Below are 18,535 nucleotides of genomic sequence, written 5' to 3'. Positions count from 1 at the left end.
ACAATAGTATTGAATACTAAAAAATTAAACACCATGAATATTTTCAGAAAAAGACGTAAATTGTTTGCAATTATTTCATTAGTTGTTTTCCTTAGCAACATATTACATCCGTTGCAAATTTTTGCTATAACGGGAAATAATAATATGCCCGAATATCGTTCCTTTGAACCGGTAGCTACTACTAATATGGTAAATGCTTTCGACGGGAGTTTTACATATAACATTCCCATTTTAGATGTCCCTAATGGTTACCCTTTAAGCTTGTCTTATCACAGCAACGAAATTAACACCGATGCACAATCTTCTTGGGTTGGATTGGGCTGGACTTTAAACCCTGGCGCCATTAACAGAATTAAAAGGGGATTTCCCGATGACTGGAATGGCGAAAATGTAACATATTATAACAAAATGCCTGATAATTGGACTGTTTCCGCTAAAGTTGGTGTTGGCGACTTACAAATACTCGGATATGATGGGTTGCTTAGTTTAGATTTAAGTGGAAGTATAACATATAACAATTATAAGGGCTTTGGTACTTCTGTTAGTCTTGGCTTTAGTGCTGCCGGTATTGTTAATATGGATTTTTCTATGGCTAATGGTAGGTTTGGCTTTACTCCCGAAATAAATCCCGGTGCTATTTTCGACTTAGCCAGAAAAATAGATGGTTATACTGAAGACCGTAAATACAGGAAGAACTGGGATAAACAAATAAGTGAATGTAAAGATGAACAATCAAAAAAAGCAGCAACTGATAAAAAAAGAGAGCAAGACCATGAAAGGAAGGAACATAGAGATAAAGAAAAAGCAACAGGCACTCCTCCTGTAAGCTTTGGAATGTCTGGGGGTGCTTTAAGCTTAAATTCTAATCCTAAAAATTTTTTTAGTATTAGCCCTGTTTCTCCAAGAGCTTTTCCTACCTCTGTCTCTCAATATATGGGAATAACTTTTAATCTCAAGCTTGCTCTTGGTATTAATATATTGCCTTTCCCATTATCAGGGCAGGGATATTTAGATGGTTCTTATGCAAGACAGAGATATAACCTTACCGATACTAAGCCCGTTTACGGATATATGTTTTCAGAAGTCGCATTAAATCCACCATCGGGTATTGACCCTAAAAATACCATAATGGATTATTCCGTCGAGAACGATTCTCCTTTCGAAAAAAGAGACAACATACTGGGAATACCCGTACCTAATAACGATATTTATAATATCTCCGGCGAATCAACTGGTGGTTCTTTCCGCCCGTATCGTTCCGAATTTGGTTTCTATAGAAAAAATGCAACTAAGAGTGAGGACTTTTCTGCAATGATTTCTGCCGATGTTAACTTACCTGTTGGCTCGCTTCCTCCTATATTCTGTGTTGATGCTGAACCTACCTTAGGTGTTGATTTGGGTGGCACTTATCACTCTCTTGATATTAGCGACTGGGATGCTGCTGACAAACCAGCCGGATATTTATTTCATGATAAATCGGATTATACAAACTCCAATGAAAACTGGTTTTTTCGTTTCACTAATGACCTTGGAGGTAATTTTGATTTAACTAACTCTAATGCAATTGACAACGTTTTTTGTGCAGATATTAATAATTTGAATTATAATGGTTGGAGTAGTTCTGTTACAGGTGATGGTTTTAGTTCCGCTGATGGTCATCCCTATGGCATTAATCCGGAACCACGAAGCTCACACCACTCCCGCAGCAGCTATATGGATTACAATACTATTGGCGATGTTAGCAATAGCATCAGCAGCTATAAATACAAATCGTATGAAAAGAATTTGCAAATAGTTAATGGTAGCAGTATTGCAAGTAATTATCTGAATCCCACTTATTATACTTATGCAGGCAATTCTTCTTATTATTTAATGGGTAATGATAAAAAAATTCAGGAACTTGCAAACACTAATGCCGATGGTGTTCAGTATGTTTATGGGTTACCTGCATACACCCAAAATGAAAAGCAATTAAGTTATAGTTTAAATTGCAATAGTACTGAATATGATGAGGGTTTATTAAATGGAACAAGTACTGACCCTGAGGGAATTTTGAGTGGTGGAGGGCATTATACTAAAATTATAGGTGATGCCAATAGTATCGAAATCGGTGCCGAACGCAAAAGTGGTTACTCAGCTAATGCATCTTACGCTACAACTTATTTATTAACTCAAATTAATAGCCCCGACTATATTGACAGAACAATGAATGGTCCTACAAAAGATGATTTTGGCTCTTATACAAAAATTACTTATTCCTGCTTTGCCGGTGCCAGCGTCAGTGGAGGTTGGTATAAATACAGAAACCCTTATGAAGGAGTTTATTTTAACAAGGGTTCTTTATCTGATAATAAAGATGATATGGGAAGCTTTAATTATGGCGAAAAAGAACTTTATTACATTTATAGCATAGCGTCAAAAACCCATGTTGCTATATTTACTGTTACTGAAAGAAGAGATGGTTATGGAGTAACTCATAATGATATAAAAGGAGGAGGTGTAGGTGTGAAATTGCAGAAGCTCGATAAAATTGACCTTTATGCAATTGATGATGTTGGTGAAGTAACTGCAGGTAGTGGAGTGTACATTCCTAATGCTGGTGCAAAACCAATTAAAACAGTTCATTTTGAATATGATTACTCACTTTGTCCGGGTCTTCCAAATTTCGATAAATCTGGTGGTTATACTGGTACTGATGGTAAGCTCACGTTAACAAAAGTTTGGTTTGAATATGAAGGTAAAATTACTTCAAAACTTAGCCCTTACCAATTTGAATACAACTATAACTACTACAACAACGCCACTGGTATAACCAATAGTTCCGATGCCATTAATTATCCCGCTCCATATGGAAATCTTACAAATGATTATAAGGGTATGTGTGGTATTAATACTAGTAAACAAAAAATTCAAAATCCACCTTATTCCTATGTTAACACCGACCGTTGGGGCAATTACAGAGATTACGGTTTGCTGAAAAATGGTAACGGTACTTCAAGTAGTGGATTTGGTGATTTAGCCCGTTACTTTAACTTTGTTCAGCAAAATATAACTCCCAATGTTGATTTCGACCCTGCTGCATGGTGCCTCAAACGCATTATTTTACCAAGCGGTGGCGAAATTCATGTACAATACGAGCAAAATGATTATATGTATGTGCAGGATAAACGTGCTGCCGTTATGGTACCTCTGCTGGCTTCCACTTCTTCCGATGAAACTGCCGGTGGTTCAGATGATAAACGATATTACCTTGACTTGGAAAAAATAGGTATTACTAATTTCTCTTCTATGTCTAATTTTGATAAACAAAATATAGTTGATGATATTTTTCAGAAAATGAACTTAGACAAAGAGCGTATGTATTTTAATTTCTATTATCAACTCTTGGATGCAAACTCTCCCGAATATTTAGAAGGTTATGCGAGAATTGATGCTTATGGCTATGATAATGGTGGTGTTTATTTTAAATTCAATGGAAACGACCCTAACCCTGGTGTTGCAAATACGCTATATCGCAAAATTGCATATCCTAATGCAACAAGTAAACGCGAATTACCTCGCAAAGTATGTTCCGATTTTTACAGAAATAACCGTAGAGGTAATATAACGACTTGTGCTGCAGACCTGTCCGCGCAACCGGCAGAAAACAAAAGTGTAGAAGGTTATATTAAAAATATATTCAAAGGCTTAGAACAAGTAGTGGACGCGGCGAATTCTTGCAATTACTTTCAACCTGCCATGTCTTATGTTAGAGTACAAATGCCTTTGTATAGAGATGGCGGTATTGGCAAAAAATACGGTGGCGGTTGTAGGGTTAAAAGAATTTTAATGTACGACCCCGGTATTGATTCCGATAAACCTTCCGGCACCGGCGCAGAAACCGACCATGGTTCTTTGTACGGACAGGAATATAATTACACAACACCTGAATCGGGTTATACTATTTCTTCAGGTGTAGCCACTTTTGAACCTTCAGAAGGTAGAAGAGAAAATCCTTTTGTTGTTGTTATTGACAAAGACCCTCAAACAGGGTTTAATGCACTACTTTACGGACGCGATGTTTATTCTCAGGAAGGTCCTATTGGCGAATCTCTTTATCCTTCGCCATCTGTAGGTTATTCTAAAGTTACTATTAAAAATATAAATACCAATACTTTTACCTCTACTGGCTATGAAATACACGATTTTTATACGTGTCGTGATTACCCGTTCAAGGCTGTGAAGTCCGATTTGCAGCAAATTCACCCTCCTAAAATAAGCTTATCTGCCGGTGCTAACATCGACATGGTTGGTATTTCTGTTAGTTTTTCTTATGAAAAATATGATTTGTCACAGGGCTATATGTTTATTTCAAACAGTATGCATGGCAAACAAAAGCAAATTACTAAATATGCTTCAAATGGCACTATTATGGCTCAGGAAACTTATGAATACTTTTCTCCATCAGATATGGTTGATGTTATGGATGAAAATATGAGCATTGCTCCTATTAGTTGTAGCTATTTTGGCAAAGAATGTGAAATACTCGGCGAAAGACGAAAAGTCAACGAACTCACAATAGGTGGCGATATAGGTGTTGATGTTACCCTCGGTGCTTTTGTTCTTTGTCCTATACCATTTCCTATACCAGGTTCCATCCCTGTTTTAACAGGCGTTAAAGTTGGTGTTAACGGCGATATTAAAAATTTACGAACTCATGTCATTAACAAAATTATCAGCTATCCTGCCATTCTTAAAAAAACCACTTCATTATCCGATGGTGTTACTCATGTTACCGAAAATAAAGTGCTCGACAAATTTTCAGGCACGCCTGTTGTTACCAATACTTATGACGACTTTGGTAATATTTACATTAATCAGGACTTCCTCGCAAGCTGCAGCCACGAAAACTTCCGCTCTAAAGCGTTAAACCAGAAATTACAATTTGCTGATATTCCTTTTGCTGCACCTGCTACAGGAAATCCTTATTTAACTTTTGCCGTTGATAATACTCACCTTTCACAAGATTGTAAACCGGCACCAAGTGATGCCTTGAAATCATTCGTTAAAGGCGATTTCCTTGAACTAAAAGGTACTAATACAGCGTTATATCATGTTTATGATATTGATTATATTAATGGTCTGGTTTATCTTCAACGCTCGGGTATTAGCTCTAATTATACCGGTTCAACTGCTAATGTTACTATACTCCGCAGCGGTTACAACAACATGCTTACTGCTAAACAAGGCAATATCATGTACCATGGTAAAAACATTTCTCCCTTTAGCAGCAACGGCAACTACGCAACGCCCATAATACAAACTATTAATAATCAAATAAATACAGATAAGGGTATTTTAGTTGCTTATCCGGAAACAACACTTACGCGTACATTTACTATTCCTAAAGAACTTTGTTGTGAGTATAACGAAGATGTAATATTGACCTATATAATACAACTTAATCCCTCCTATCCCAACATACCCTATCCTTATGCCTTCTCGTATGGTTACAGCACAAATAACTCATTATGTGGCGGAATCACTGTTGGCACTTTTGCCATGTCATGTTTTTATGCAAAAACGGAAATTTATAATAATAATACATGTTTAGTTATTCATGGTGTAGAAACCAGCGAGGGTGCTCCTTATGAATGCCGTTTACCCCTTTGTCTTCCTGATATTCCCGTGGTATCAGCCACAACCACTACCTACTATGATACATGGAATTACAATCAGGCATTGTATCCTACACCTGGTTTTCCTGGTAATGACTTTGAAAAAGGAACTCTTGGCAAATGGCGTCCATTTCAGCAGTTTGTTTACCGCGAACGGCTTAATACTTTTGCAGTTCCTAATCCTACATCAGGAGGCACTACACCCAACGATTACAAAAATTTCAACAGCGGAAAATTCAAATTAAAATTAGTGGATTTGGATGGATTAGGTCACTATGGTGTTTTCGATTGGAAAGATGCTGTTTATCAGGCAACATATCAAGGACAAGAAGCCGACAGAACTCCTGTTGTAAACCATGATAATTGGGTGAACGTATCCACCACCACTCAATATTCTCCCAATGGCAATGCTGTTGAAGATAAAGACGTTATGAACATATATAGTGCAGCAAAATACGGATACTATTCAACAGTACCTGTTGCCATTGCTCAAAATGCTAAGGAAGGCACAATATCCTATGAAAGTTTCGAAAATTTATACAATGGTACTGTATTTGAGAATAACCTGTCGTATATTACTACCATTACTAATAGCACTCAAGATTCATATCGTTCACTTGTATATGCTCACACAGGATTATATTCGCTCCTGCTAAACAAATCAAATTACGGTTTTCCTGTAGGAACAATAAAAAATACCTATAGTACCTCTAAAGATTTTATTGTAAGAGCATGGCTTTATAATCCTAATAAAAAAGGATTGCCTCTCGAAAATAGTGTTTATTTCAATATTGTCGGAATTGATAAAAACAATAATAATTTCGCAACAACAAATACTAAAATGCAAAAAATATGCGATGCGGGTCTGTGGTCGCTTTACGAAAGTGTTATTGCAGGTGTATCTGATGGCACTGTTCTAACAGTATCTGTCACTATAAAAGATATCAGTGGAGTTTATATTGACGATGTTAAAATTCAACCATCCGAATCAGAAATGACTTGCTATGTTTACGACAAAGCAAAACGACCCGTTGCAATTCTCGATGACCAGCATTTTGCTTCAATTTTTCAGTATAATATGCAGGGACTGCTTGTTCGTAAAATAAAAGAAACCGTTAAAGGACAAAAAACTGTTTCTGAGACACAATATAATACTAAAAAGTAAATAAATTAAAATAATAAAAATTATAAACAATGAGAAAAGCAATCACATTTACAGCAATCTTAGTATTTATTTTTACTAATGCATTTTCGCAATATTCAAAAGAATTGCCGAATTATATTCTTGCAAAGAATAGCAACTTTGTTGTTAGGATTCTTTCCATGGGTAAAAATCAAATTACTTTTAGCAGAGATAAAGGCGCTTATTATTTTCCCGGCACAACTTATAAAAAAATAAATCCGGATGACTATAAAACTTCTTTAGATGAAGGATTATATAACGCTATATGCGAATTAATAAATGAAAGATTATTAAAATTAAATATGAAGCCGTCGGCATTTCAATATGTTACAAAAAGCGAGTATGTTGAATCAATGAGTAAATATAAAGACAACTTGCAGCAACTACCGGCTTTTATACTGTCAATTAATTTCAGTGAAATCCCAAAAGCCGAAAAAGCTTTTAAAAACGGAGAATTAACACTCGAAGATGTTAAACCGATTACTTTGACAATTCAAAAACTTGGTGAAATTCAGGCGTCACAGATTTATGTTATACAAAAGGCAAACCTGTCATTAGCTGATGCATTCGATGAATTGAAAAATGAAATTTCAAAAAAAACTAAGGGCTACTTTATTGAAAAAATTGCTGTGGATACTTCAAATACAGTAGAAACAATGAATTCAAGTCAACGATATAATGATATGTTAACAAAAATCAATAATTCAATTGAATCATTTCCCGACGAAAACGAATTAAAATCGAACGAACTTTTAGTAATTAATTCTTATGGTAGTGATGCAAAATACAATGAAATATTGGAGGAATATTATCCTTATAAATATAAAGTTATTAATTATTATGACCTTATTAAATCTTCTTGTAAGGGATATAAATATGCTTTTGTTATAATAAGCGATTTGTATAATAAATCAAGCATTCATAGTAGTAAAAATAATATAGGAAATAAAACTTATGAAAAAACAAACACTACTATTTCTAAAGCATATTATATATTAAAGAATCTCGAAACTTATGATGCCTATTACGGTACAGATAAAGCCGGACTTATTGCTTCCGAAGTACAAAATCCTTTTAAAGCTTTAAAAACAACTTTGGAATTAATGAAAAAATATTATAAATGGCAGGATAAAAAGAAATAAAAAATCATATAAATAAAACTATACACGTGCAAATATTACTTAAAAATATTATTTATCTTTTTCTGATTGTGTTATCAGTTACAACCCTTGCTTTTATTAACAATTCCGAACCCGATTGCAGCAAAGAGTTTGAAAAAATTTACAGGTATTATACTAACTCAGATATTACAAAATACCACGTGCAGTTTGCTATTCAAAATATCGAAGACACAATTACCGGTGAGCGTGTTATAAATAATTTATGGCTCGATGGTGCAAAAATGAAGCTTGAGAATAATTATATTAAGGTTGTTCAGGATGATAAAACTCAGATTATTATTTTAAAAGCACAAAAAACTATTGTTGTGAGAAATATTGAAGACACTGCTAAAAAGCAGCAGGCAGTACCATATAATTACGACATTCGCAAGCAGCTTGACACATTGAAAAAAATTGCGAGCCAGATAACGTGTAGCAAAGAACAAAAGAAAGGTCGCCTTGATGTATATTTTCCGCCTAAAAATGGTAAAATTCCAAATGTTTTTAAGGAAGTTGATTATACATACAATTACTCCACCGGCGAAGTATATACAATCGTATATAATTATTACACACCAAATAATAAACCAAAAAGAGATATTTATGAGTATCTTTTGCTCGAAAAAAAATGCAACGATGAAGAACTTAAAATAAGTCCATTACAAATTGTTTTGAATAATGGAAAATTAAAAAAAGAATATGAGAAATATACATACAGAGATATTCGTAAAACAAGAAAAAATAAAGTTAAGTAATTAATAAAAAATAAATTCTATTTTATATGCAAACATTCAATATTAATAAAATGGGCAACTTGATAAAAATCGCATGCTTGACTTTGGTTTTTAGCTATGCTTTTTCAGTTAAACATGCATTTTCAGCTAAGCCGGCATATATGGCCACTGTAACTCCCTACGACTATACTTATTTAAACACTCATTCGACAATAACTGTTACTGTTGATAAAATTACTCAGTCTGCCTATCAGCAAACAAGAGTAAAAAGCAGGAAGTTGTCATTGAAACTCGACATGGGTGATATATACGAGCTTGGTAATTTGAAACCTTGGAGCTGTTCCCTTAATGTTTCTATTGATGCTTACGATGCCCAAAACAATAAAATAAGGGCATTTACTCCAAGTATTTTCGCTATTGATAAAGATAGACCCGAAAAAATTATAGAAATTGATTATACCAATATTGCTAATATTACAAGCTATTTTATAATAACAAAAAATTCCTTCCAGTGCAATGAGTCTTTTGCTCAATCGAAACTGCGTTTATTAATTGGTAAAAACAACGATATTTGCTTTGGCTTATATCAAAACAATTCCTCGCAGGCAAATAATGAAATAATTCCTTCCATTAGTAGTGTTTCTGCTTCCGGATTCAACATTAATGAACAAACAGGAAGTAATGCCGAAGCTGTTGAAATCCAATTTGAATGGAACCTTCCTATGAATAGCGACAATGATATGTATTTCGATAGTTATGACCTGCAGGTGCTTAAAGTTGAAGCCGATGAAACAGGAAGCGTGGAAATTAAATGGGAAAAAGCATCCACAATTGAAGTTGAAAGAGGGCAGAAAACTTATAAAATGACACTTACCGAAGGTACGGGATTTTACTTTTGGCGTGTTCGCGCTGTTGGCAGTTATTACGAAGGAGGTCGCTCCAATTATCTGAACTATGGCTCATGGACAACTCAAACAACTATACCCCCATCGAATCTTTTTACACCACCAAATACAAGTATCCCCATATCACTATCGCCTGCTAATGTTCCTGTAGCTATAGTTAATAATAGCTATCTCGTCAATGTTCACACTACCAATCCGCCCAACCCAATAACATATTCCAACAATGATAATTGCTATTTCTACTACAACCAGTTCAACGACAACTTCAACTGGATACATGGAAGAGTATATACCGAAAATTCCCAGAAAAGCGAAACTATGTCGTTTGCTAACGGTTTGAACCAGCTATTTCAAAAGCAAACAAAACTCTTTTCGCAAGGTGCGTCAGGAAGTGTACTTGCAACTCAAACAGTTTACGATTTTAGCGGTCGTGCTGCCGTTAATTCTCTTGTTGCTCCTGTTAATGACTCCTATTTTGGTTATAAAAGTAACTTCTTTAATACAACAAGTTCTGGCTCCTCGTGGCTTTTCAATGCCAACAATTTTGATGCTGATGCTAATCTCTATACTAATACTCCTCTTGCAACCGATGCAGGTGTTAATTTTTACTACTCCGACAATAACTTAACGCTTGGCAATAAAGCTAAATATATCCCCGATGCTAAAGGATTCCCATATACAAGAACATTGTTTTATAACGATGCTTCGGGCAGACCATTAAAGCAAGGTTTAGCAGGTGATGTGTTAAACCTTAAGGCGGATGGACACAATACTACTATTCAGTACGATGCTGTTTCCCAAACAGAACTTGACCGTGTTTTCGGAAACGAAGCCCCTCTGTGGAATTCTACTTATCAGGTTAAAACTACAGACCCTAACGGCGTTGTTACTACAAATTACATGGCAAAAGCCGGACAAGTCCTTGCTACAATCGTTTCTGCTCCTACTATTCCTGCAAATCTTGATATCAGCACATGCTCACGCAACCCCGAACATGTTTTCCAACCTTTCGAAGTTAAAAGTTCTCTGCCTTCTTCAACATACAGTGCTTTGGATAATAAATCTACAACCTTTACCTCTCTCATTATTGAAGCCGATGAAGACCATTTTTTTAATCCTGAAACTTTAAAAGTAAAAAAAGTAAATGTTGATTATAAAATTTCTCCGAAAACATTCGGTGATAACTGCGGACCAATAATATGCGAAACTTGCGATTATACTGTAGAAATAACAATTACATGCCCTCTTTCCCCCAATGATAACAGGCGAAATATGAAGCTTTTAATAAAAATCCCGCCCCATGCCTGTCCGGCAACAGGAGATATAGAATTAAAAACCCTTCCTGCAGGTGTAACTTATCAGTTGACTGCTATTGACGGTACTACACTTGCTTCAAATTTTACAAATTTTGTTACAACAGGCGAAATATATCTTCCTTCCGGCTCATATAATATTACTAAAAATGTTTACACTAATAATAATGAACCTGCTCCTTCCACTATCAGGTATCTCGACGATTACAAACAACAGTTAAGCAATATTGCTGATAGCTGGGTTGACCAATATAACGAAAGTAATATTGTGTGGGATATTCCTAATATTGCAGGACATTTAACCCTAAACCCCTCTTGCTGCACCATTTCAGTCAACACTTCGGGCTATGATTGCAGTTTAGCTGCACCTTCTTGTACTGATGCTGATTTGGATAAATTGTATAACACATATATTGCCCCTTGTACCTTATCAACCGTAACTTTGGTGCCTCTTACAACTTTTAAAAATCATGTTAACGATTTAATAACCAATCATGGATATACTTGCGACCAGATTTATCAGTGCGCCGTTAGTGTTTTTAATTTATATACGCTTAATGAGTCCTTTAACTCGAATCATCCTGGCAGCAATCCCGATGCATGGGAAACACAATACAAATCGGATTTTGACGTAATTGCAACCCTCGATGAATGTCTTGGCTACAACCTTACTTGCAGTAATTACCAAAATATTAGTATTTTAAATGAAAACAGGGAAACTGACGGTTCTATTAGCAGCACATACTGGGCAAATAATGTTAATAACATAAAAATTTATTGGGCTGATGCTGACTGGTATAATTCTGCATCAAACTGCAACTTACCTTCAATACCAGCAGGTGAAACTGCTTATCGTATTTTTGGAAGTGAAGACAATAATTCTTGTCCCAATTTATTTGCAGATAATGACCCTAGTACTTCAATATATAATACAACTACACTAGAAAATAATATTAATACTGTTACAAAACAGGATATCTGTTATAAAACATTTAATATAAACACTGCTCCTCCCACCCTCTCTTCTGCTGAAAAAGCTAAATGGGCTGCTCAGGGTTTTTGTAAATGTGTTCATACAGACCCACCACCTGCAGGTACACAAATAAACCTGCCTGCTGTTTGCGAAGAAGGTTGCGAAAACAGCCGCCCCGCCTTTGAAGGTGCTATTGATAACTTTGTTACTGAGTTTAATCACAGTAAAGGGCTTTCATATACTGGTCAAACATCAGTAATTGGTGGTCAAACTGTCACATGGCTTACTTTCGATGAAATATTTATCAATTACGATTGCTCTTCATGCCCCAAAGCTAACCTTAAAGAATGTTTTGTTGATGCTATGGTTGCTCAATGCAAATTACAATGCCAGATGCCTGTCAGTACTCAGGTTTTTAAAGATGTCACCGACCCGGCTAAAAATAATCCTACCGATAATTATACAATTGTCTTTACCGATGGTACTCCTTCTATACCAACAGGTATGATTTATATGACTTATGTTCAATCCGATGACTTCAAAGCCATACTTAAAAGCGAACAACTCGAATACGAAAAAGCATTTATGTGGGTGCCCAAATTTGCTCCTGTGGCTGAGACTCCTTCTGTTTCTCCTATAAATATTTCAGGATATTCCGATGTTGGTGATGCAAACTTGGTTAAAGACCAGATAATTGATTTTATTAATACTTCACTCGATAGAGGATTGCAGCAAAAAAGAACTACCGTTCAATGCGGCAATCAACTAATTGCAACCGGCTACGATTATGTTTTTGAATCAACACTGCCTACTACAGGAGGTGTGAACTATAACCAAGAAAAACAAGATTTTGTACTGCAAACTGCTACTGCTCCAAACGTGTATAAAAAAATTACTGTCGTAACAAATGTAGTTTCATACAAGGACGACTGCGTTTACCCGACAACTCCCGGAAATGACAAATTAATCGAAGTGAATGTTGCATTCTATTGTACTGGTCAGAGTCCTGCAATTCCTATTGCTACTTGGGTACTTACTAATGATGCTACTACCGGTTATCCTGGATTCGATAATTTTTCAAACAACTTTAAACTCTCTTCAAGCTCATTCGTTAAATTCTTTTTCGACCAGAACGACATTTTGCACGCTGTTCCGCAGCCATATATACTTCAGCCCCAATGCTCGCTTTATGTTTCTCCAAATTATTTTAATACCAGCGATTTCCTTACTGATTTTATAGTCGATGTTCCTAACACTACTACCTTTCCTAATAAAACAAATCTTCAGCTTACTATAAAAAGTAGCACAGACAATGTTTTTAAGCAGCTTACCACTACAATCAACAAAACTACCGATGCCGATATTGCAAACGAAATTGCAAATCAGGTAAATATAGATTATAATATTCCCAATTTCACGGCTTCGGTAGATGCCAATAATAAAGTTACAATTTCTGTTCCTACTAATTTCACGGGAGATTACTCGCAATTATATATTTGGGCTACTTCTGGCTCTGCTTCAACTTCTGCAGTTACTATAAATCCTAATACCACTACTACTTTTACTCCTTTTTGTAGTTGGTATGCTGCTTGTAGCAGTTATACCGAAACAACTGCAAATATTTGCCCTTTCGATTATTTTCACCTTTCACATTCTGTTACTCAGAATCCAAGTATATTAATTGATAACACTTCAACTACACATAACAACTTATTAAATGAAATCGTTAGCTCTTTCAAATCCGAAGTAAATGATATAGTAAAAAATGACAATAGCATTACTCACAACACTAATTTTATTGATATTACAACTGATTACAATCCTTCAAATTATTATTTCAGAGAAATAGAAAAAGATGTTTATATTTCCGATGGCACAAGCACGGGAAGTAAAGTCAAACTTTATGTTACTGCTGTTTCCGCTAAAGATAATCTCGGCGCTGTTCAACCCGGCTACTGTGCTTTTTATTTCCATATAATAAGGTGTGATTGTATCTTACCCGTTATGTCTGCCAAATTTGGTGGCGATAACCCTAATATAAACTGGGCAGCTAATGCTTCTGGCAGTACTTCTCCTGTTGATGAAATGTTTACTTTCTCTGTTACACCAGCAAGCACGACAGGGTGCTTATCTTCATCGTTAATAATAGAACAAAAAAACTATCAGGGTGTTCCTATTGGTGGATTGATTGTGTATCTTGGGTCATTATCTGCATCAGAGGATGATAATAACTCGGCGGAATGTGGTGGTTACAGTTTCGCTGCTGCAGGTAGTAATTACTCTTGCAATTGCAATGTTTCTGTAGGAGCTAATACAACCAACTCCCCAGCAAGAATCGAAACATTCAACGGACTTAGCTTAGTTTTAGCACGTTCACTGTGCAAATGTTCCATACCTGTAGATAATACAACAACCTGCAATCTCTGTATGGCTTGGGAAAAAATGAAACCTGTCAAAACCGAATTTATTACTCACCCTTTGACTTGCAATGAATTGAAAAGTGAATACATCTTATCTCAGTTTATGAGCCAGATTCAGACCTGTAAAGAAAATTTGATAAAAAGTATTACTGACAGTTATACCTCCAATTGTCTTGCAAACATAACAGATGAATTTACGTATTCTTATAATCTTGATTATTCATATTACACTCTCTATTATTATGACAGGGCTAATAATCTCATACGCACGGTTTCTCCCGAAGACGTTGATATACTGAATAAAACCGGAATGGATGCTGCAATGGCTTACCGCAATGCTATTTCATCTGTTCCACCTTCACCTACTCCGCCTGCCCCCGTGTATCCTGCTCATATTGCAACTACTTATGAATACAACAGTATAAAGCAGGTTGTTAAACAAAACACTCCCGATGGAGGCGAAACACGTTTTTGGTACAATGCTAAAGGACAAATTATTCTCAGCCAAAATGATTTTCAGAAAAATCAAACCGGCAATTATTCTTATTCTGTTTACGATGCTCTCGGTAGAATTATTGAAAGCGGAGAATTAACTCCGGCAACTACTAGTGGATTTACAATATCTGACCCAAATGAACTTGCTGTTCCTGAAATATGGAGCCCCCAAACTAATTCTAATGCAAGCATTTTCCCATACAGTAATTTTGATAGTAAAATTCTTGCTGTTGGAATTGCAAGTGTTTCCGAAGTTACCCGCACAATATACTCGAATCGTGCAAAAGACCCCGATGCTATAAGTAATGATATATCGTACCCTGTGATGTACAAACCTACCGACATGACAGCAATGTATCAGGAAAACCTTCGCAACAGAGTAAGCTATGTTTACCGTGATGAAGACGGCGACGGCAATCCCGAATCATATACTTTCTACAGCTACGACCCTCATGGCAATGTCGAGTGGTTAATTCAACAACTGCCGGGCATAGGCAAAAACTATCTGCGCTACGAATACGACCTTGTTTCCGATAAAGTTACACGTTTTATTTACGATGAAAACTTCAATACTCAATTTATGCACCGTTACGAATACGATGCCGACAACCGTATTCTTGCAGCATATACCAGCAAAGAAGGTATTACTTGGGAACGCGATGCTTCTTACGAATACTATCTGCACGGACCTCTTTCCCGCGAAGAAATCGGTAAGGATAAAATTCAAGGTATTGATTATACCTATAATATAAATGGCTATCTTAAAGCAATTAACCAGCCGGAACTCTACTCACTTAAAGACCCCGGTGCCGACTTTGCTTCGGCTTCTTCCAATGAAAAAGTTCTTCCCGATGAATTCGGTATGGAACTTGGCTATTACAAAAATGATTACCATCGTACAGGTTCTGAAATCGGGGAAACTAATACTTTTGACCCGTATAATACTATTCTTTTAAATACTAATGATGCCGCTCAACACCAGCTTTACAACGGCAATATCAGTTACTGGACATCTAATATCAGAGCCGGCAGCCATGTCGCCGGTCCTTTTGGCACTATTCAATTAGGAATGAAAACAAATATTTATCGCTACGATATCCTGAACCGTATTAAATCTTCAACTTTACATGAATATGTTTCAGGAACAGGCGTTCCTGTCGACCCAGGTGCAGGCGACGTTATTGGCAATCCCCTTTTAGCATCATGGGCTCAAACTTCCGATTACTCCGAAAATTTCACTTACGATGCCAACGGTAATATTTTGACTCTTACACGCAATGCGTATCCTGTTGGCATTATTCCTTCAAATGAAATGGACAAATTTAGATACATCTACGACAATCTTCTTGTATTGCCAGATGGAAACCATATAGTGCAGAACAACAAGCTCTTTTCAGTTGCCGATGACGCGGGAACCTCGGATTTCAAAGTAGATATTCAGAGCGGACAGCCTGCAATTAATTATGCATATGACGATATAGGCCGCCTTGTATCTGATAATCAGGAAGGAATATCATACATTAACTGGAATAATATCAATAAAGTGGTTTGTGTTACAAAATACCCTAAAGATAATAATGTAATTGACTATTCAAAAGTTTATTTTCTTATTTATCATTATGATGCTTTGGGCAACCGTATTATGAAAAGCGAAACCGAAAAGGTAAATACACCTTTTACCGGTGATTACAAAACTCTTCAAACAACAGAAACCACGTGGTATGTTTACGACCCCACAGGTAACCCCATTGCCATATATGACCGCACTGCCGGCAACACAGCCACAAAAGTAACCCTTTCCGAAGCTCCTATATATGGAAGTAAACGTATTGGTGTTTTTAAGCCCACCGGAGTGGAAGTGCTTAATGAATCATCCTACGTTCCCGAAACAACAGCTTGCCAAAAGCAATCTAATATTGGTGCAGACCCCGTATCTGATGTGCAGACAATTACCCAAACAGAATACAGGCATTGGCTCGCTTCAACAAACCAAAAGCAGCTATCAACATTCAAATATACTAATCCTTTTGTTAGTGTTGATTTCGACAATAATGCTGATGTTTCTACTAACGACTTGAAAAATCTTCCTCCCACTAACTTTGCCGGATATGACGCTGGAAAATGCATTGCCACGGCTGAAGACCAGTACGGTAATGTTCAGTTCAGATTTGTTAGTGTAAAATATTTTTCTGGAGGACAACAGTACATATTACTTGATAAAGATAATAATCCTTCTTTCAAAGGTAATATTTATTTCAACGCTTCATCCGACATGCCTGCAATAGCTATGAAAATGCCTAACTTTAATGGATTGTATTACTTAATTACCGGCGATAAAAGCGGCGTTTATTATCATGTTATTGATGCCATAAACAAAACCGTAACTTCTGCAAACAATTCCATTATTACAGCAAGTCCGAACGAAATAACAAAACTTGCATTTGCAGGATACAATGATTTAACCGGAAGCAGTACACCTAATAAATTATATATTTTTTATCAGCATAATGGATGGGAAAGTAGTATTATCGGCAATAATAATTGCCCTGCTTGTCTTCCGCTATTGATGTTGAAAAATTATACTTACATTAAGCAGGCGCAGGCAAATGTATCCGACTTGACTAATAATTTAATAACTCTTGCTTCAACCGAAACAGTTCTTAAAATCGAAAATAGTTCACCTTCTAAAAAACTGACTCTTAATCAGGCGCAAATATCTCCAAATGGCAGCACACTTGCCGTAACGTATGGCGGATATAATCTGTATGGAACAGGGCAGTCAGGTTCCGGTGCTGTTACATCAATATTTTATATAACAGAACCGGGTAGCAATATTCACCCGTTTGAATCTATAACAGCATCAAATATTGCATCTGCTGCCGGATATATTCAAAATAATATTGGCAATCCTGCTTTAATAGCAAGTGCAATTCCCAGTATTGATGCTATAGGATATTATAATAATTTTGCTGCACAGCCGGCATGGCCCCCTGTGCCATTCGCCAATGCTAACATCGGACACATTGTTAGCTTATATCCGCTCTCAAATGGAAGCATAAACGGCACACCATACAATATTGTTCTGAGAAGAGAAAATTATATTGGCGAAGATTATAGAACACTTTCTTTTGACTTTTCAAAAAATAGTAATTACCTTTGCTATGCCGAAAAGCAATTAATCGTTCCGGGAGCAACAAGTGTTTTACTAAAACGAATGAACCTTACAACAAAAGCAATAGAAACATTAGATACATACACCAGCAACAGCCAGGGCAATGCAGAAGTTCGCAGAGCTTACAATAATAAACTATATGTAAACAACGCATCTAACGTTACTTCTTTATACGTTTACAACAATATTGATAACACTTCAATTACACAAGAAGCGTCATTGGATTTGCAAAACGGAAGCTGCTCGGGTGGCTTGCCGCTGCAGCCATACAGAAAATATGGACTGCTCACATTATTGCCGGCACCAATAGTTTCGCAAAGAAAAATTGGCGATAAGTTTTACGAATTAACAGACCATTTAGGCAATGTCCATGTTGTAGTATCTGATAAAAGGCTTGCCGTTGATGATGGCACTTACGCAGGCGGGGTTAAACAGAACTCTACACTCGACGGAATTATTGACTACTATACTGCCGATGTACAAGCTTTTTATGATTATTATGGCGGGGTTGGAATGGTTATGC

Annotated in this window: 4 protein-coding genes; all 4 read left to right on the top strand. The window is 36.2% G+C overall.

Going from position 1 to position 18,535, the window contains the following annotated elements; genetic code table 11:
• Positions 1–33: 33 nt before the first annotated feature.
• The gene (locus WC223_08975; protein MFA6924371.1) at positions 34–6,822 is read left to right on the top strand and encodes a hypothetical protein; all 6,789 of its coding nucleotides are present in this window, start codon (positions 34–36) and stop codon (positions 6,820–6,822) included.
• Positions 6,823–6,851: 29 nt separating this feature from the next.
• The gene (locus WC223_08970) at positions 6,852–7,982 is read left to right on the top strand and encodes a hypothetical protein (protein MFA6924370.1); all 1,131 of its coding nucleotides are present in this window, start codon (positions 6,852–6,854) and stop codon (positions 7,980–7,982) included.
• Between the two features lie 26 nt (positions 7,983–8,008).
• Positions 8,009–8,755 carry a hypothetical protein gene (locus tag WC223_08965; GenBank protein ID MFA6924369.1) on the top strand — a complete coding sequence of 249 codons (747 nt, stop codon included), beginning with the start codon at positions 8,009–8,011 and terminating at the stop codon, positions 8,753–8,755.
• Between the two features lie 26 nt (positions 8,756–8,781).
• Positions 8,782–18,535 (top strand): hypothetical protein (locus WC223_08960; protein ID MFA6924368.1); only part of this gene is annotated, 9,754 nt, incomplete at its 3' end.

This window comes from Bacteroidales bacterium, assembly GCA_041671145.1.
Taxonomy (GTDB): Bacteria; Bacteroidota; Bacteroidia; order Bacteroidales; family JAHJDW01; genus JAQUPB01.
This window is presented reverse-complemented; position numbering and strand designations above follow the sequence as displayed.